Annotated in this window: 22 protein-coding genes and 1 riboswitch; of the genes, 15 read left to right on the top strand and 7 right to left on the bottom strand. The window is 40.5% G+C overall.

The annotated features are described in order from the left end of the window. The first annotated feature begins 6 nt into the window (after positions 1–6). Both gspG and HYG88_RS09575 read left to right on the top strand, forming a co-directional pair. Positions 7–540, top strand: a complete 534-nt coding sequence (gene gspG / locus HYG88_RS09580; protein ID WP_005162817.1) for a type II secretion system major pseudopilin GspG — start codon at positions 7–9, stop codon at positions 538–540. A gap of 263 nt (positions 541–803) precedes the next feature. Further along, positions 804–1,148, top strand: a complete 345-nt coding sequence (locus HYG88_RS09575; protein ID WP_005162813.1) for a hypothetical protein — start codon at positions 804–806, stop codon at positions 1,146–1,148. Between the two features lie 56 nt (positions 1,149–1,204). Here HYG88_RS09575 and lnt read toward each other — a convergent pair whose 3' ends face one another. Continuing rightward, positions 1,205–2,764 (bottom strand): apolipoprotein N-acyltransferase, encoded by a 1,560-nt coding sequence (gene lnt / locus HYG88_RS09570; protein WP_005162805.1) that lies wholly within the window; start codon positions 2,762–2,764, stop codon positions 1,205–1,207. Continuing rightward, positions 2,761–3,600: an HlyC/CorC family transporter gene (locus HYG88_RS09565; protein ID WP_005162800.1), complete on the bottom strand. Its 840-nt coding sequence runs from the start codon at positions 3,598–3,600 to the stop codon at positions 2,761–2,763. The genes lnt and HYG88_RS09565 overlap by 4 nt, the downstream gene beginning before the upstream one ends. A 175-nt stretch (positions 3,601–3,775) precedes the next feature. On the opposite strand from HYG88_RS09565, the gene tusA reads away from it, so the two are divergent. Together tusA and HYG88_RS09555 are read left to right on the top strand one after the other, a co-directional pair. Then, positions 3,776–4,033 (top strand): sulfurtransferase TusA, encoded by a 258-nt coding sequence (gene tusA / locus HYG88_RS09560; protein WP_087536926.1) that lies wholly within the window; start codon positions 3,776–3,778, stop codon positions 4,031–4,033. A gap of 3 nt (positions 4,034–4,036) precedes the next feature. After that, positions 4,037–4,633: a LysE/ArgO family amino acid transporter gene (locus HYG88_RS09555; RefSeq protein ID WP_178882979.1), complete on the top strand. Its 597-nt coding sequence runs from the start codon at positions 4,037–4,039 to the stop codon at positions 4,631–4,633. 47 nt (positions 4,634–4,680) lie between these two features. Here the strand turns inward: HYG88_RS09555 and HYG88_RS09550 are convergent, their stop codons facing one another. Next, on the bottom strand, positions 4,681–6,393 hold the full coding sequence (locus HYG88_RS09550) for an electron transfer flavoprotein-ubiquinone oxidoreductase (RefSeq protein WP_087536294.1): 1,713 nt from the start codon (positions 6,391–6,393) through the stop codon (positions 4,681–4,683). Between the two features lie 187 nt (positions 6,394–6,580). Here HYG88_RS09550 and HYG88_RS09545 point away from each other — a divergent pair, with 187 nt between their 5' ends. From HYG88_RS09545 to HYG88_RS09525, 5 genes are all read left to right on the top strand, one after another. Beyond that, complete coding sequence (locus HYG88_RS09545) at positions 6,581–7,204, top strand: DUF1285 domain-containing protein (RefSeq protein ID WP_178882978.1); 624 nt, start codon at positions 6,581–6,583, stop codon at positions 7,202–7,204. A 43-nt stretch (positions 7,205–7,247) separates the two neighbouring features. Continuing rightward, complete coding sequence (gene murI, locus HYG88_RS09540) at positions 7,248–8,126, top strand: glutamate racemase (RefSeq protein WP_178882977.1); 879 nt, start codon at positions 7,248–7,250, stop codon at positions 8,124–8,126. Positions 8,127–8,230: 104 nt separating this feature from the next. Next, positions 8,231–9,259, top strand: coding sequence for a DUF4062 domain-containing protein (locus HYG88_RS09535; RefSeq protein ID WP_005162780.1), 1,029 nt, complete (start codon positions 8,231–8,233; stop codon positions 9,257–9,259). Between the two features lie 69 nt (positions 9,260–9,328). Beyond that, a complete protein-coding gene (gene hemH / locus HYG88_RS09530) occupies positions 9,329–10,345 on the top strand; it encodes a ferrochelatase (RefSeq protein WP_087542988.1) in 1,017 nt (338 codons plus the stop codon). A 29-nt stretch (positions 10,346–10,374) separates the two neighbouring features. Then, positions 10,375–11,019, top strand: a complete 645-nt coding sequence (locus HYG88_RS09525) for an MBL fold metallo-hydrolase (protein ID WP_050042095.1) — start codon at positions 10,375–10,377, stop codon at positions 11,017–11,019. Here the strand turns inward: HYG88_RS09525 and HYG88_RS09520 are convergent. Then, complete coding sequence (locus HYG88_RS09520) at positions 11,016–11,207, bottom strand: DNA gyrase inhibitor YacG (RefSeq protein ID WP_005162768.1); 192 nt, start codon at positions 11,205–11,207, stop codon at positions 11,016–11,018. The genes HYG88_RS09525 and HYG88_RS09520 overlap by 4 nt on opposite strands. A 91-nt stretch (positions 11,208–11,298) precedes the next feature. Between HYG88_RS09520 and HYG88_RS09515 the strand changes: the two genes are divergently transcribed. The 4 genes from HYG88_RS09515 to HYG88_RS09500 all read left to right on the top strand — a co-directional run bounded on the left by HYG88_RS09515 (position 11,299) and on the right by HYG88_RS09500 (position 14,272). Next, positions 11,299–11,943, top strand: coding sequence for a hypothetical protein (locus tag HYG88_RS09515; protein WP_005162765.1), 645 nt, complete (start codon positions 11,299–11,301; stop codon positions 11,941–11,943). After that, on the top strand, positions 11,936–13,126 hold the full coding sequence (locus HYG88_RS09510) for an FAD-dependent monooxygenase (RefSeq protein WP_178882976.1): 1,191 nt from the start codon (positions 11,936–11,938) through the stop codon (positions 13,124–13,126). Before HYG88_RS09515 ends, HYG88_RS09510 begins: the two co-directional genes overlap by 8 nt. A gap of 78 nt (positions 13,127–13,204) precedes the next feature. Beyond that, positions 13,205–13,615, top strand: a complete 411-nt coding sequence (locus HYG88_RS09505) for a GFA family protein (RefSeq protein ID WP_005162759.1) — start codon at positions 13,205–13,207, stop codon at positions 13,613–13,615. A gap of 18 nt (positions 13,616–13,633) precedes the next feature. Further along, positions 13,634–14,272, top strand: a complete 639-nt coding sequence (locus HYG88_RS09500; protein ID WP_005162756.1) for a flavin reductase family protein — start codon at positions 13,634–13,636, stop codon at positions 14,270–14,272. Between the two features lie 14 nt (positions 14,273–14,286). On the opposite strand, the gene HYG88_RS09495 is transcribed toward HYG88_RS09500, so the two are convergent. Further along, a complete protein-coding gene (locus HYG88_RS09495) occupies positions 14,287–14,619 on the bottom strand; it encodes a HopJ type III effector protein (RefSeq protein ID WP_005162753.1) in 333 nt (110 codons plus the stop codon). Between the two features lie 126 nt (positions 14,620–14,745). Here HYG88_RS09495 and HYG88_RS09490 point away from each other — a divergent pair, with 126 nt between their 5' ends. Continuing rightward, positions 14,746–15,597, top strand: a complete 852-nt coding sequence (locus HYG88_RS09490; RefSeq protein ID WP_005162752.1) for a DUF2071 domain-containing protein — start codon at positions 14,746–14,748, stop codon at positions 15,595–15,597. 59 nt (positions 15,598–15,656) lie between these two features. Next, positions 15,657–15,723, top strand: a riboswitch (Fluoride riboswitch). Positions 15,724–15,855: 132 nt separating this feature from the next. Continuing rightward, on the top strand, positions 15,856–16,236 hold the full coding sequence (crcB, locus tag HYG88_RS09485; protein ID WP_178882975.1) for a fluoride efflux transporter CrcB: 381 nt from the start codon (positions 15,856–15,858) through the stop codon (positions 16,234–16,236). Positions 16,237–16,351: 115 nt separating this feature from the next. On the opposite strand, the gene HYG88_RS09480 is transcribed toward crcB, so the two are convergent. Continuing rightward, entirely contained in the window at positions 16,352–16,606 is a 255-nt protein-coding gene (locus tag HYG88_RS09480) for a type B 50S ribosomal protein L31 (protein WP_005162745.1), read from the bottom strand. A gap of 137 nt (positions 16,607–16,743) precedes the next feature. Then, on the bottom strand, positions 16,744–18,039 hold the full coding sequence (locus tag HYG88_RS09475) for an AarF/ABC1/UbiB kinase family protein (RefSeq protein ID WP_005162743.1): 1,296 nt from the start codon (positions 18,037–18,039) through the stop codon (positions 16,744–16,746). Positions 18,040–18,301 lie beyond the last annotated feature (262 nt).

The raw sequence follows: 18,301 nt of genomic DNA, 5'->3' as shown, positions 1-18,301 counted from the left end.
AATTTGATGTTTGAGATGAAAATGAATAATTCAGTGAGTGAACAGCATTCTAAGCATAATCTTAATTCTGCCACTCGAAGCACAGCTTCTCGCCTTGTGGCAGGGTCGAGCGTTGCTCGACTTAATCCTTCCTCAGGATTCACCCTGATCGAAGTGATGGTGGTGATTGTAATTTTAGGTGTATTGGCTGCGCTGATTGTACCTAATGTGATGGGACGTGGTGAAAAAGCCAAAGTAGATACCACCAATATTACCTTAAAAGGTGTTGCAGGTGCTTTGGATCAATATAAGCTCGATAATGGTCGTTATCCATCGATGCAAGATGGTGGTTTAGATGCTTTGGTCAACAAACCTGCGGCCGCTAAAAACTGGTTGCCAGGTGGTTATGTTAAAGGTGGTTATCCAAAAGACAGTTGGGAAAATGATGTTCAATATGTGATTCCTGGCCGTGAAGGTCGCGCGTTTGATTTATATTCGTTTGGTGCGGATGGTAAAGAAGGCGGCGAGGGTAATGATGCCGATATTTATTATCAGCCATAATGCTTGAATAAAATATCACTTCATTTTTTTGATTAAATAAATCAAGAGTGAAGTGATAATGTTTATTGATTAATAATTTTTTCCTAAGTTTTTGAAAAATATGTAAAAATAAAATATTAACTATGTGAGATTTATAATAAGAATTATTCCCATGCTTAATGGTTACAAGAAACAATGAATTATGTAGGTAAATAGACTTTTCCTTTAAATCAAAGCTTTGCATAATAAATTCAGACCATTTAAATCAGGCATGGAGTGAGCAAATGAAAGCATTTTTTATGTTGGATGAACTGAATCAGTTTCATTGGGCAATGCTTAAATCTGTCTTACTGATTTTAATGTTATTGCCGATTACAGAAGGGGCTTTAAGTTTATGGCATGCTACAGAAGGTAGCAGCCAGATCATGATTGGTTTTTTTGCATTAAGCATGTTGAGTGCATGGTTTGTACTGTGTTTTCTAAGTGCCTTAAAAACAACCGTATGGGATAATCAGGAGATGATTTCCAGATATGAGCAATTGTTGTTTAAGGCTTACCGTTATATTCCGATGTTGTTTTTATCGAGTCTGGTTGCATATTTATCCGTGCAATTGCCATTGGCCTTGTAACTCAAAGATCAATCCCGTTATAAAAAAAGAGCGTTGATTCAAACGCTCTTTTCATCTTACCGCCGTGACTTAAAGGAAACATCAACTTTACGTGGGCGATAAATCCATCCCATCACTAACAATAATAGTGAGAAAATCAAGATTGGATAATCACTCAAACGATTATATAACGTTTGCCCTTGCATTGCAGGTAAATCACCACGTAATACGAACTCTTCATCCAGAGGTGCTTGTTTCAGGATATGGCCATTGTGGTCAATAAACGCAGTCACGCCTGTATTGGTGGCACGAATAAACCAGCGACCATTTTCTTTGGCGCGCATTTGCACCATTTGTAGATGTTGCCAAGGTCCAGCCGTTCCTGTAAACCAGGCATCATTTGAAACAGTAATTAAAAAGTCGCTATTGGATGCATTGCGGCGAGTGAGGTTCGGGTAGGCGACTTCATAACAAATGGCAGCAGCAAGCGCATGTCCTTTGATGGTTAGGGGCTCTTGGTTGGGTTCTCCACGTGAAAAACCACTCATACTGATATCATTTTGCATCGCAGGTAAAACCCATTTCAGCATTCCTGAAAGAGGAATATATTCGCCAAATGGAACAAGACGTTGTTTTTTATACAAGCCATGCGAGTCACTGCCTGAAGCCATAATACTATTGTAATATAAGGGTTCACCCACTTGTTGAGACTTTGGCAGATCCCAGTAAGGGATGCCAGTCACCCAAGCGCTATCTGCTTTTTTTGCTTGAATATCCATTGCTTTTAAAAAGTCTGGAATATCCGTTTGAAATAAGGGAATTGATGATTCAGGCCAAACGATAAGATCACGACCCCATTCCGCACGGGTTAAAGTGGCATAAATTTCTAAGGTTTTAATTTGATACTCAGTCAGCCATTTCAGGTCTTGAGGAATATTGCCCTGAATCAGAGACACACTCAGTGGCTTGGCAGCTTTTGGCTGAACAAACTGGATGAATCCAGCACCCCATGCACCCGCTATCAGTAGTGCAGAAGGAATAGCCCAGAACCAACGACGATTTAAAATTTCGACCAAAGCACATGCCAACACAATGACCACAAATGAAACTGCATAAATGCCAAATAAAGGCGCATAGCCATCCAGTAGCCGTTCAGTAAATGCATATCCAGCAAACAACCACGGAAAACCTGTGAATACCCAAGTTTTTGCCCACTCAAATAGCACCCAGAGTGGTGCAAAGGTGAGTGGTGTTTCTGGGAAAAAGCGACGGTACAGCCATGTTTGAAAAGCTGTAAATAAACCCATGGCTGCTGCCATAAAGACAATCATCAGGATGCTTAAAAAGGCATTGGTATCGCCATAGGTATGAATGGAGGTGAAGAGCCAGAACGCGCCGACAAACCATAAACCAAAACCATAGGCCCAACCTAGCGCAAAAGCTTGGCGTGGGTTACGCTGACGTAATACAGCATATAATATAGCTGGTGATAGAATCGCCAGCCACCAAAAATAATAAGGTGCTAAAGCTAAACTAAAGATTGCACCTGAAATGAGTGCAATCAAAAGAGGGAAAATAAAGGGTAACTGTTTTTGCGGTTGAGAAGTTTTTAACAGCTTTTCAAAATAGGCTCTCATTGACGTACAGCTCGAATCAGATGAATAGTGCGTGCATCTGCTTCAATAATGGTAAATTGCCAATCTCCAAGCTCAATGGTTTGACCTTGTAAATCGCTCACTAAACCAATCTCTTGCAGCAGCAAACCGCCCATAGTTTCAACTTCATCATCAGAAAAATCAGCATCTAAAATAGTGTTGAAATGTTCAATTGGTGTAAGTGCCTGCACAATCCATGTATTGGCTGTAGTGGGATCATTGTCAGGTACGATATATAGTGCTTCTTCATCGGCAATATCGTGTTCGTCTTCAATTTCACCGACGATCTCTTCGAGAATGTCTTCAAGGGTGACTAGGCCAGAAGTTGAACCATATTCATCGATGACAATCGCAATATGTGTTTGGGTGTTTTTGAGCATACGTAACACTTGGTCTGAACGTGCACTTTCAGGTACAAACAAAGGTTGGCGCATCAGGGCGCGAATATCGACTTTGACATTGCGCTCAGTTAAGAAAGGCAATAGGTCTTTGGCCAACAGGATACCCACTACATTGTCACTTTGATCTGCTGAGAACACTGGGAAACGCGAATGCGCTGAATCAATCAGGACATGCAGAATATCAAGTAACTGGTCATCTTCCTGTAAGCTGATAATTGCTGTACGTGGCGTCATGACTTCCCGAATTTTTGTTGCTGGTAGATCGAGAACACCCTCAAGCATAGCAACAGTATCTGGTTCTAAAAAACGACGTGAGTCTTGAACTAACCTGAGTAATTCATCGCGGGTTTCAGGTGCAGTACCTAACCATTTTCTTAAGCCACGCATACCCCACGACGGACTGGATTCCTCGACCATGATCTTTCCTAAAGACTCTCTATATCAATTAGATGATTTTCATCATACCGAAGAAAAAGCGGATATGCATCAATAAAACGATGCGAAAAATGTACAGTTTTTCAAAAAGCTGTTGATGATTTTTATCGACTTACTTTATGTTAAAATGTGAATCTTAAAATATATGAGTATGATGATGTCTGAACAACCTCAACTTCCTACGGTTCAACTGAATACCAGAGGCTTGCGTTGCCCTGAGCCAGTCATGATGTTGCATCAAGCGATTCGTAAAGCAAAATCAGGTGATATTGTTGAGGTACTTGCCACAGACCCTTCCACCTCATGGGATATTCCAAAATTTTGTATGCATCTTGGGCATGAGTTACTGCTTAAAGAAGAAAGCCTTGGTGCAAATAGTCATACCGAATATCGTTACTTAGTGCAAAAAGGCTAAGTTTTGGTTTCTACATATATTTCAGGTTTATTGTTAGGTTTCTCTTTAATTCTAGCGATTGGCGCACAAAATGCTTTTGTATTGAAACAGGGATTGTTAAAGCAACATGTGTTTTGGGTTTGCCTTGTTTGTGCATTATCTGATGCAGTTTTGATTTGCTTTGGTGTCTTCGGTTTTGCATCGATTTTGAGTCAGCAGATAGGGCTGATTCAAGTCATGAAATATTTTGGTGCTGCCTTCCTATTTATTTACGGCTTACGTAGTTTTTATAACGCCTATAAAGCCAATAGTGGTCTCGTTGCCTCAGCACAACCAACTACAACTTTGGCGCAAACTTTGATGTTATGTTTGAGTTTTTCTTGGTTAAATCCACATGTCTATTTGGATACGGTGGTGTTGCTCGGCTCAATTTCAGCACAATATACTGATAAAGTGGCGTTTGCAGCAGGAGCGGTTTCTGCGTCTTTCTTGTTCTTTTTTAGTCTAGGTTTTGGTGCTCGTCTACTACGTCCAGTTTTTGCCAATCCGAAAGCATGGAAATTGCTTGATGGGATCATTGGTGTGGTGATGTGGATGATTGCACTTTCATTGTTACGCTAAACCTAAGAAATAAAAAACCAAGCCGAAGCTTGGTTTTTATCAAAAATTTACATATTTGGATAGTTAGGACCACCGCCACCCTCAGGGGTTACCCAAGTAATGTTTTGTGATGGATCTTTGATGTCACAAGTCTTACAGTGTACACAGTTTGCTGCGTTAATCTGGAAGCGCTTAGAACCATCATCATTTTCCATGATTTCATAAACACCAGCAGGGCAGTAGCGTTGAGCAGGTTCATCCCATTTTGGTAAGTTTACATTCACTGGAATTGATGGATCAGTTAGCTTTAAGTGAGCAGGTTGGTTTTCTTCATGCACTGTATTTGATACGAATACTGAAGATAAACGGTCAAAGGTCAACTTACCATCTGGTTTTGGATAGTTTGGTTTGAACGTCGATGCATCTACAGTTTTAAGTGCAGCAAAGTCTTGTTTTAAGTCATGTAAGGTAAATGGCACTTTAAGGATGTTTTGATCAATAAAGTTAAATGCACCACCAATCCAAGTACCAAACTTGTGCATCGCTGGACCAAAGTTACGTGCTTGATATAACTCTTCTTTTAACCAAGAGTTATTATACTTATCTGTATAAGTCGTTAACTCTTTAACAAAATGATCGTCGCCTTCAAGAACGCGAGCAATTGCAAGATCACCACCTTTTTCGACGCCCGCTGCGATTGCTTCAAACACAGCCTCGCCACACAACATACCTGACTTCATTGCAGTGTGAGAGCCTTTGATTTTTGAAAAGTTCAAGAAACCAGCATCATCACCGATCAAGCAACCGCCTGGGAAAGTCAGTTTAGGTAAAGAGTTAAAGCCACCTTTTACAACTGCACGTGCGCCGTAAGAAATGCGTTTACCACCTTCAAGGAATTGCTTAATGGTTGGGTGAGTTTTCCAACGTTGCATTTCCATAAATGGATACATATTTGGATTTTCATAAGATAAATCCACAATCATACCCAAAGTTACTTGGTTGTTTTCAGCGTGGTATAGCCACCAACCACCCGCAGAACCTGTTTCAGATAATGGCCAACCTGCACCATGCATCACTAGACCAGGCTTATGCTTAGCTGGGTCAATTTCCCAAAGTTCTTTAATACCAATACCGTAATGTTGCGGATCAGCATCTTTATCAAGATTATATTTTGCAATTAGGCGCTTACCGAGGTGACCACGGCAACCTTCAGCAAATAGCGTATATTTTGCATGGAGTTCATAACCAGGCGTGAAGTTATGTGTTGGCTCACCATTTTTGCCAATTCCCATATCACCTGTTTGAATCCCTTTTACCGTACCATCTTCATGGTAAAGCACTTCAGAAGCAGCAAAACCAGGGAAAATAGAAACTTCAAGCTCTTCAGCTTTTTGACCTAACCAACGCACAACATTACCGAGGGAAATAACATAGTTTCCTTCGTTGTGCATTGATTTTGGTACCATCCAATACGGCATTTTTTGTGCTTTGGTATCAGACAATAAGAAATAGGTTTCGTCGCCCGTTACAGGTACATTGAGTGGCGCACCTTCTTCTTTCCAGTTCGGGAACAATTCATTCATGGCACGTGGTTCAAGTACAGCACCAGAAAGGATATGCGCACCTACTTCAGAGCCTTTTTCAACAACACACACTGAAAGATCAGGTAGGTTGTTTTCAATCGCTAATTGACGAATTTTAATCGCAGCAGATAAACCCGCAGGCCCTGCGCCTACGATCACTACGTCAAACTCCATCGCTTCACGTTCGATGTGTTCCATGTAGGACTCCTCATATTTTTAAGGGTGGCAACCGTAATATTGCGATTCGGTGCTGCCATGAGTGTTCTGAATTGCCAAACACAAATGCTACTATTGTGCTTGCAAACGTTTGGGATAGTATAGTTTTAAACCTTGGGCTCGCCAATTGGCTGAGCGGTCATATTTTCTCGTCAGCAAGGCATAAACTATGATAAATGAAAATGATTCTCCACAAAACCCTTTAGAAAATCAGGGAAAAATCATGTTTTCTGATGATAAAAACTTAATGAACATTTCACAATACTTAAAAGATGTACAGCAAAGTCACAAAAGGTCAATTCCACCTTTAGACCAATGGCATCCAAAACATTGTGGCAAAATGGATTTGAAAGTAAAAGCCAATGGCGAATGGTGGCACGAAGGTCAATTGATCAAGCGGCAGGCACTATTGGATTTGTTTACTAAAGTGCTTTGGAAAGAAGAGGGTAAATTTTATCTTAAAACACCTGTAGAGCAGATTGAAATTGAGGTGGAAGATGAGCCTTTATTAATCAATCATGTGGATCAAATTGAAATCGATGGAAAATCTTATTTGCAAGTCTCTACAACCAATCAGGACGTCGTGATTGTAGATGAAACACACCCTATTTTTATGCGTGAATATGCAGGTGAATTACGCCCATATGTACATATACGTTTTGGTATCAATGCTTTAATCCAGAGACAAAGTTTTTATCATCTCGTGAACTATGGTTCTTTGTCTGAAAATGCTCAAGGTGAGGCTGTTTTAACGTTAAAAAGTGGTGATTTGATCTTGCATTTGAGCACCTGAGGTTTAAGCTTAAAAGATTAGATAAATTAGTGCTCACGTGTGTATGACAGTTGTTCAACCTATGCCTCTCTTATTGGATCCTATGCCACACGCATCTGCTGATGCGCCAATTGGGGTTTTTGATTCGGGTATTGGTGGATTATCGATTGCACAAGAAATTGCACAACATTTACCGAATGAACGCATTCTTTATTATGCAGATACAGCGCATGTTCCCTATGGTGCGCGTTCAGATCAAGAGATTCGCAAGCTTACTGCTCAAGCAATTGAGTGGTTGTATCGACAAGGTTGCAAAATTGCAGTTGTCGCTTGTAACACTGCTTCAGCTTTTAGTTTGGATTATTTGCGAGATTATTATGGTGAGCGTTTTCCAATCGTAGGTTTAGTTCCTGCGTTGAAGCCTGCTGTGATCCAAACCCAATCTAAAGTTGTAGCAGTGTTAGCAACACCAGCAACTTTTCGTGGTCAATTGATTAAAGATGTCATGCTCAAATTTGCTGAACCTGCTGGGGTGAAAGTTCTCGCTGTAACCAGTTTAAAACTGGTACCTTTTGTGGAGTCAGGTCAGCAAATGAGTCAAGGTTGTTTGAATGTATTGCAAGAAATTTTACAGCCTGTTGTTGCTCAAGGTGCGGACTTTTTAGTGTTAGGTTGTACCCATTATCCCTTCCTAAAAGATGCGATTCGTCAGGTTTTTGGTGAAAAGTTAAAGTTAATTGACTCTGGGCAAGCGGTTGCACGACAAACAGCATATATTTTAATAAAAAATAGGTTATTATGTGACAAAATAAGTCATAATATTACACGTATTGAATGTTATGTCAGTGGTAATAATGCGATTGAGTTATCATTAGTGCTCAAACATCTAGTACCAGAACAAATAACATGGACGATTCGCAATTTGGATGAAAGTACTGCTTAAGTGCTTAAAATCTAATCATATTTGTGGTTTGATCTAGGTTATCTATTAATAAAATTTAAGCAAAATAGCTTAAAATTATTGATCAGTGAATTGAGGCTTAGCCTATGCAAGATACCCGTTATCAAGTGTTTATTTCTACGTCTGGCAATGAAATGCAACCAGAGCGAGCAGTCTTGACTCAAACTTTGGTTGGGATGGGTTTCTTTTCGTGGGGCTTAGAACACCGCACACCATTAAGTACCTCTATTGCTCGTCGTCAAATAGATGACTGTGATTACGTCGTAATCTTATTAGGTAGCCAGTATGGCGAACAATCCGTTTCAGGTGTTGGTTACATGCATCTGGAATATATTTACGCCATGACGAAGCAGAAACCTGTGATTGTATTCATGCATGAAGATCCTGAATCACGTGATGCTGTATTACACGATCATAAATTAGAATTGAGAGAAAAATTCAAAGAGTTTAGAAAACAGCTTCAACATGAAGTTGATCAAGTTTTTACTTATCGGACTTTGCGTGATTTAGAACTTGCGGTACGTTCGAATATGCCACAAATGTTAGAGCGTTATCCTGTGGTCGGTTGGGTGCGTCCGCAAAATACGCAAGTTTTACAAGATGAAATTGACAGTTTGCGTGCAAAAGTAAAACAACTTGAAACTGAAGTTGGAAGTCGAGAAGTCGATCCGATTGCAACTGTTCCAAAGGTATCAATGCATGAGATTTATTCATTTGAATATCGTATGCATGCTTATCAAGATGGTAATTTCAAAGAAGTTAAACCATTCCGTAAAATGACATGGGCACAATTACTGAATGTGCTTGGTTCATCATTTGTGATTCCAACACCTGAAGAATATTTTTCCAAGCGCATGAATGAATATCTAAATGAAACGGGTCTGGATGATGCGCGCAAGGAAATGCCACGCGCGCATGCTGTTTCTCGCGCGCAAATCAATATTCGTGCACTCCATGAAATTAAAACACAAATGCGTCAAAATGAATGGATTATGCCAACTGGCCGTGATGATCGCCAACGGATGTTATGGCAATTGACCTCAAAAGGGCAGAAGTTATTAGAAAGTAACATTTTGGATAGTAATCGGGTTTTTCAATTTAAGACCATGCATTAATTCAATTTAAAAAATAATCATAAAACTGCTAAAGTAATTGAAGAAATTCAGCTATAGCGGAAGCGATCTATGTCAGCTACACCAAAACCAAAAGTGACTGTGGTTTTAGCAAATTTAGGTACGCCAGATGAAGCCACTGTGCCAGCAGTACGTCGATTTTTAAAACAATTTTTATCCGATACACGTGTCATTGAAATCCCGAAACCGATTTGGTGGATTATTTTACATTTATTTGTATTGACATTCCGTCCTAAAAGAGTGGCTGAAGCTTATGCTTCTGTATGGTCAAAAGATTCACCAATGCGAGAAATTGTGCTTGAGCAAACTGAATTGGTGAAGCAACGCTTACAATCGGAAAATCAGCCTTTTGATTTGACGGTTGTTCCTGCTATGACCTATGGGCAACCCAGCATATATGGTGTTTTTGAGCAGCTTGAAAAAAATCCACAAGAGCACGTTATCCTTTTACCTTTATTCCCTCAGTATTCCGCAACATCAACAGCACCCCTTTATGATGCTTTTGCCAGATGGATTCCTAAACAACGCCATTTACCCGGTCTGACGTTAATCAAAGATTATTATCAACATCCCATGTTTATTCAGGCATTGGCGGATAGTGTTGTCGCTTATCAAGCCCAATATGGTAAACCTGAAAAATTATTGATGTCTTTTCATGGTATCCCGCAGCCGTATGCGGATAAAGGTGATCCTTATGCTGATCGTTGTCGTATGACAGCGAAACTCGTTGCTGAAGCATTGCACCTAAATGAGCATGAATGGGCTATTAGTTTCCAATCTCGCTTTGGTAAGCAGGAATGGGTTAAGCCATATACGGATGTGATTTTACAGCAATGGGGTGAGCAAAAAGTTAAATCAGTGCAAGTATTGAGTCCTGCATTTTCGGCGGATTGTTTAGAAACATTGGAAGAGTTGGCCATCCAGAATAAAGAACTGTTTCAACATGCGGGTGGTGGGGAATATGCTTATATTCCTGCTTTGAACAGCGATAAAGCGCATATTGATTTGCTTGCTAGTCTAGTTCAGGCTAATCTTGATGCCCTTACTCATACCTTAGCCCATCGTTAAATTGACGTTTTATTTCGCCAGAGGTTTTTATGCTGCAAGTCAAAATTGTACCCGTTACTGCATTTGCCCAAAATTGTTCTATTCTTTGGGATAGTGAAAGTAAAGAGGCTGTTTTGATTGACGCAGGTGGTGATGCTGCTGTACTCAAACAACAAGTAGAAGCACTCGGTTTAAATGTTAAAGCACTTTGGTTAACGCATGGGCATCTTGATCATGCAGGTGCGGTGGGTGAACTTGCTGAGACATGGAATATTCCAGTGATTGGGCCGCATAAAGAAGATCAGTTTTGGCTTGATATGATCCAAGAAGTCTCAGCACGCTATGGTTTCCCGATCCCACAACCTGTCAAAGTTGATCAGTGGTTAGAGGGGGGCGAAACGTTGAAACTGGGTGAGGATGAATTTGAAGTCCGTTTTGCGCCTGGTCATACGCCTGGTCATGTGATGTTCTATAATGCCAAACATGGTTTGCTATGGACCGGTGATGTATTGTTCAAAGGTTCGATTGGGCGTACTGATTTTCCTAAAGGAAATCACCAGCAATTACTTGATTCAATTCAGCGTGAATGCTTTAGCTTGCCTGATGAAACTCAGTTTATCTCAGGTCATGGACCGATGAGTACCATCGGCTATGAAAAGCAATTTAATCCTTTTGTGGCAAGTAAAGCAGGTTAGTCCTCATAATCATCTTCTTGGCGTTGCAAGCCTGATTGAGGGGCATCTTGAGTAGGTAATTTGTATTCATCGCTCGCCCAAGCCCCAAGATCGATTAGTTTGCAACGCTCTGAGCAAAACGGACGAAATTCATTACCTTCCCAAGTGCTGGCTTCACCACAACGAGGGCAGGGAAATGTACGTGGCATAGAAAATTCCTAAAACATAAAACAAATAGATTAGGCAAAAGTAAAGTGAGTTGTTAGACTTATGCCGATTTCTAGATAGTTTGATGAGATTATGTCGATTCGTCAATTTCAAGCACAACGTATGCAAGCCCCTCGTGATTTTATTGCCATTCCTAGTACATCGATTTGTGTCGAAATTGGTGCTGGAAAAGGCAAACATGCCTTGTTGTTTACGGGGCAAAATCCACACACCACGTTGTATGCGATTGAACGAACCAAAGAAAAATTTCTGGCTATGCAAAAACAGCATCAACTAGAACCGCGTGAATATCTCAATCCGATTCATGCCGATGCTTTACCTTGGATTGTGCATGCCCTATATCCTGCACAGGTCGAACAATTTTTTATTCTCTATCCAAATCCAGAGCCGCATAATCCTGCACAACGTTGGCTGAATATGCCATTCTTTGAGTTCTTACTTTCTCGTCTTCAGCCCAATGGCTCGATTACGCTCGCAAGCAATATTCCTGAATATATTGATGAAGCTGAACAGCAGTTGATTGAGCTATGGAAACTGCCATATGAAAAGCAGAAAATTGCAGTAGATTCTGCACGTACTCATTTTGAAATTAAGTACTTAGAACGTGGTGAATTGTGCCAACAATTGATCATTCGAAAACCAGAAGGCTATACAACCCGTTTTGATGATTTTGCACCATTGCAAGGGCAGAATATTCAAGAGAACCTTGATGTCTAAACGCATTGCGATTATTGGCGCAGGCCCAGCAGGATTGATGGCGGCTGAAGTACTGAGCCAATACGATTACGATATTGAGGTTTATGAACAAAAGCCATCGGCGGCACGCAAGTTTTTAATGGCAGGCAAAACGGGATTGAATATTTCCCATGCTGAGCCTGTAGACGTATTTATCCAACGCTATGATCGTACCGATTGGTTGAGCCCTTGGGTGAAACAATGTGATGCTCAGTGGATTCAAAATTGGATGCAAGGTCTTGGGATCGATTCCTATGTCGGCAGTTCAGGGCGTGTGTTTCCAGTAGAAATGAAAGCAGCACCGTTGTTGCGTGCTTGGTTAAAACGTTTGCTGGCGAATGGGGTTAAGTTTCACTACCGTCATCGTTGTGTAGAATTATCTGAAAATCAGCTCACCATTGAAAATCCCACTGAAAAATTAATCAAAAACTATGATGCGATTGTGTTGGCGTGTGGTGCAGTATCATGGTCGCAACTGGGTAGCGATGGCGTATGGCAACAATGGTTGCAGCCCAATCAAATTGAACCCTTTCAACCGAGCAATGTCGGGGTATTAAAAACATGGTCGCCATTTATGCACGACTGTTTTGGTCAGCCACTGAAACGTGTCAATGCATGGGTAAATTCAGAAAATAAAACGCATGGCGATATTGTGGTGACGCACTATGGTTTTGAAAGTGGTGTGGTTTATAAATTGGGACGTGATTTAAGAACACAGCTGAGCCAAAAGAAAAACCTAAAACTTCACCTAGACTTACTTCCAGACCTGAGTATTGAACAATTAGAGAAGAAATTACAAGGCAATAAGAAGCAGTCTCTTACCAATCTTTGGCGTAAAGCAGGCTTGGATCAGGTCAAAATTAATTTGCTTCGGGAAATCGTTGATAAAAGCTTATGGTCGGATGCCAAGCAAATGGTGCAGCAGATCAAGCATCTCAGTATTTCTTTAGATGGTTTCCGCCCAATCGAAGAAGCGATTAGCTGTGCGGGCGGGGTCAAGCAAGATATTTTATCTCCACAATTGCAATTGAAATCTAATCCTTATGTGTTTTGCTGTGGCGAAATGCTGGACTGGGATGCACCAACAGGTGGATATTTGCTGACGGCTTGTTTTGCCACAGGGCGAGCAGCAGGGCAAGGCGTACAACATTTTTTAAGCAGATAAATACGCTGTTTTGTACTTTGTTTGATATGTGAATAGTGTTAGTTTTGAGTAGTCAATAAATATAGGATGTATGATGATATGTCTGAACAATCGCCAGTATATCAAGGGAGTTGTTTATGTCAGGGCATCCGCTACGAAATTCAGGGTGAAATTGGTGAGATCGTCCAATGCCATTGTCAGCGTTGCCGTAAAGCTAACGGGACGGCTTATGCCACCAACGCACCGATTAGTAGTAGAGATTTTAAAATTATACAAGGTGAGCACCTCGTTAAAAAATTTGCTGTTGCAGGTGTTTATCGCTGGTTTTGTGGCGAATGTGGTTCACCACTCATTAGCTCACGTGATATGCAGCCAGAATTGTATCGTTTAAGAATTGGTACATTGGATACACCTTTACAGCAAAAACCAAGCATGCATATTTTCGCGGCGTCAAAAGCAGAATGGGACTGCATTACAGATGATTTACCACAATATACCGAACGCCCATAAGTAGGTAGTGCAACCATCATGATTTTTGAAACCTCCGAGTTAGATGCCAATCAGATCTATCGTTTGTTGGTTGGGGGAATTACGCCTAGACCCATCGCATGGATCAGTACAATTTCTGCTGGTGGCGTGGCTAATATAGCCCCTTATTCATTCTTTAACGTTGCGAGTTGTAATCCTCCCATCCTTTGGTATTCACAAGTCAATCCAAGAGATGGGCAAGATAAAGATACTTTGAGGAATTTAATCGAGACGCAACAATGTGCGATTCATATTGTAAATTCACAACTACTTGAACAGATGAATTTATCTTGTGCTTTATTGCCCCCAGAGCAAAGTGAGTTTGATTTTGCTGAGATTGAGTCTGAACCGAGCCATGCAGTCGCAGCCTTGGCAGTAAAATATGCACCAGTGCGTTACGAATGCCAATTAAGAGAGGTGATTCAACTCAGTAGCTTAGCATCTGGAGGTACAGTCGTATTGCTGGATGTCAAATCGATTTATGTCGATGATCGGTTGTGGGATGGGCAGATGATTGATCAGCAGCAACTCGATAGTGTTGGGAAAATGGGTGGCGATTTTTATAGTTTAACAACAAATTTATCTAAACTGGTTAGACCCAACATTACAATAGAAAATGATGATAAAAAAGGAGGTTAAGTACCTCCTTTATCTTATTTTGCAGTCAGTGCTTTACCTTCAAACTTCACGCCATCCCAGCCATTTTGCATAAACTGACGGATATTTTGATGATCTGTTGCTTCAGGTGTCGCCAATACAGATGCATAATGTTCCGCAAATAAACTGAGCGTCTCCGCTTGATTTAAGCCTTCGATTTGCGCAAAGCTGAGTACTTTTGCGCTGCCTTGGTTTTCGGTTTCAGCATTTGATTGTGCGCCATTTTGAAAGGCTGTTGGCGTATGTTGATAACGCGCTTCAATAAATGCCAATACGTCTGCAAACTTTGCTGAACCATCTTTAAGTTGTGCCAATAAGCTTTGAGCCATTTCAAAATTCCATATTTGGTGAAGTAATGCCCACATCATAACATTTAAATACAGTATCGTATTTGAACTGGATGTTGTAATCTTGGTAGTTTATGCTCAAAGCGAGCATCAATCTTTTGAATAATAATGAATAGACACCGTTTAAGGTGGTCCTCACCCTGGTCTACATTGCGATTTTTCGCACCGATATTAAATTGTCGTTTTGTCTTGCAACTCCGTCGTATGGTAATGCGCATACTTCCTTTTATGCGTTTACAAAGTCAGGTGAGCAATGTGGTTTATTTGTCTTGGTTGGTGGATGTTGAGCAAGTTCGCCAGCGTTATCCAGATCCTGTTATTTTATGGGAAAAGCAGGGCAAAACCATCTTTACTATTTTAACTTATCAGCACCAGCATTTTGGCTTTAATTTCCTTGGAAAAGTACGCCAGTTAATGCCTTCACTTCGGCAAAGTAATTGGCGCTTTTATTTAAATGAATCAAAGCCCAAGACCGTAATCTTTGAACAAGTGATCATTGATCAAGCTTTGTATGTGATCGGTGGTCGCCTCGCCAGTGATGTGATGCCTGCGCAATATGCACCAAATTTTCAGCATCAACGAGATGGAAACGCGATTCATACTCGTATTCGCATGGATGAAGATTATTCTTTTAGCAGTGATATACACATCACCATGCAAAAACGTTTACCTGAGGCTTGGCAAAGCTTATTTTCCTCATGGGAGGAGACCGTTCAATTTTTGGTGGATCAAGATCATGCGTGGGCTGAATGGATTGACCAACCGACTCGGATGTCGCAAGGGGATATCAACATGCCTGTGCAATTTCAACAAATTCAGGCTGCTGAGATTGATAAATTACAGGCTCCTCAATTGTTGCAACAATTTGGTTTAGATGATGATACCGCAGCTTTTACTTTTGTGGTTCCTAAACTGGATTTTTATGTGGTGGGAGAAAAAGTATTGCCAGAATCTCAATAAATTGTGGATAACTTTGTGTTTATAAACAGCAGTTGAGTTGTCTAAAAATTATGTTATTTTAGAGCAAAGGAGATGGCATTCCTCCTATTACAAACCGCCGTTTTGGCTAATGATGCCTACGTTACCCTGAACAGGGGGCGTAGGTTTGTGCGTGCTCTGTTCCCATTTTGGAGTTCGCAAATGAAAAAATTTCAGAAAATTAGCTATAAACTCATGCTGAATATCATTTTAGCTCCAGCGCAGTGTATGGGGTAAATCATGTACTATCCTTTACTCTCAATCGCACTTGGCTCGGTATTAGGTGCATGGTTACGTTGGTTTTTGGGTTTAAAGCTGAATCCTATTTTCCCCAATATTCCTTTAGGAACGGTCACCGTCAACTTTGTTGGTGGATTTATTATTGGTTTTGCAATTTCCTATTTTTCTCAAAGCCCTCTCAGCCCCAATTACAAACTGTTCGTGATCACGGGCTTTTGTGGTGCATTGACCACGTTCTCAACATTTTCGGCTGAGATTATTACCTTATTACAAAGTGGTAAATTGGGTTATGCCTGTGCTGCGATTTTGATTCATGTGCTTGGATCATTGCTGTTTACCCTCTTAGGTATGAGCCTGCATCAATGGCTGACGGCTGCTTAGGTTAAAGAGATAAACAAACGATTAAATTTAGGCATAAAAAAAGAAGTCTAAGAGGAGGAGATAGAACCTTAGACTTCGAATTATGCCAGTTTAATCAATAAAGCTTAAAACTAGATTAAGCCTTGCGATTAAAACGTGCAAAGCGTTTGTTAAAGCTGGCAACACGACCTTCATTGCTTGCTTGGCGTACTTCACCTGTATAAAACGGATGCGATGCACTTGAAATATCTAGGGTAACGTATGGATAGACTTTGCCTTGATATTCTTTGCTTTGTTTGGTCTGGAGTGTGCTACCAATTAAAAAGTAGGCATCAGCATTGGTATCATGAAACAAGACTTGTTGATAAGCAGGATGAATATCTTTACGCATTTTAAATGACTCCTAATTTCAGGATATGTTATAACATAACAGTATATAGAGTCAATTCTAATGCTTTCAAGTGAGTGATCTATAACTTGTAGGTAAAATATTTCACCCCCTTTATTCAAAAATAAAGGGGCAGTTTTTTAGTAATTTGGAACAAGCTCTTCAAATAAATCATTTAAGTTGTCGTGAACTTTAAGGTGAATCAAGTTCCAATAATGTCCTGAAATCGTACGATTGACCATGAGCGTATCTGGAGAAGGTTTAAATACATCCCAATATTTCAGCGATTTTTTAACAAGTCGCATTCCATCGTGATGCGATGAATTTTCGGCAAAATCATAATGTGTACTTAACGGGCGTAATAGAATTTCAATCCATTGCGTATACAGTTCTGTTGGAAATTTCTGCTTTTCAGCAATTGAATGCAGTTCAACCAATAAATCTTCAACCTGAGCAATATCTTCTTGGCGAGCTGCATTGACCAACGCTTTAAAGTGTTGAATGATTTCAGGGGATAGCGTTTTGACGCTACCGTAATCATAAATAATCACACTGCCATCTTCACGGAAAGCGAAGTTGCCCGGATGAGGATCACAATGAAAACGCTTCAAGAAAAACATTTCTTGTCCTAAAGCGCGAATCAAACGACGACCGATTTGATTACGGGTTTCAACTGACCATGTACTGGCAGTTTCAATGGAATCACCTTGTTCAAGGCTCAGCGTTAGTACGCGGCGAGACGAATAATCTTTATAGACGGTTGGTATGATGATTTGATTATCCAACTTCTCATGAAAAATTTTAAAAACCTCGAGGTTTTGTGCTTCGATTTCGTAGTTCAATTCAGCAGAAAGGCTGTCCTGAATTTCTTGAAATAGTTGATCTTGTAGCTTCTTATCAATCTTAAGTACGCCCATTAAGCGTAATGCGAGGCGGACTTGCTTTAAGTCACTTTCACAGGCTTGGTCAACCCCTGGATATTGTACTTTCACCACAACTGCTTGCCCATTTGGAAGTACCGCACGATGTACTTGACCAATCGAAGCTGCTGCAAATGGTTCGGTTTCAAAAGAGCTAAAAATTTGGTTTAAGGGTTTGCCCAACTCTTTTTCGACTTGCTGCTTGATTTCAGCAAAAGGCATGGCTGGGGCTTGGCGTTGTAACTTAGCAATTGCTTTCGCCACTTCAGGTGGGAAAATGTCTTTGTATTGTGAGGCGATCTGCCCGACTTTCATCACTGCACCTTTCATTTCACCCAATGTATCGGCAATCTGTAAGCCAATATCTTGAAATAGTTGGCTGCGTGCTGCGTTTTTTTGTTCTTCATCTGCGGTGAGATTACGAATGGAGTTGGCAACGCTTTTGCTGGCAATACTTGCGGTCATACCAGCCAGTTTTAAAAAACGTCTACTGGGAGAGCTTGCATGTTTTGCCATATTCGCTTGACCTCATTCGATTCAGTTTCAAAGTGATATCCTGATCATAGGCGACAAAACTTAAATTGCCTAGATGGAAATGTTAAGGGATGTAAGTAGATATTGGGAATGGATTAGATCTTACAGGATGTATTGGGCATCTATCGGTTGGAATCTTTAGATGTAATCTAGCCCGATCTTTTAAGATTTAGCCAAAGTTTTTATTAGATTGATCGCACATTTTGATCAAATTGAAAGATGACATCCTTGTCATCTTTCAATT

The sequence above is a fragment of the Acinetobacter sp. SwsAc4 genome, assembly GCF_013391535.1.
In the GTDB taxonomy this organism is placed as follows: domain Bacteria; phylum Pseudomonadota; class Gammaproteobacteria; order Pseudomonadales; family Moraxellaceae; genus Acinetobacter.
Note: the sequence above shows the minus strand (reverse complement) of the source record. Positions and strands in the feature narration are given on the sequence as shown.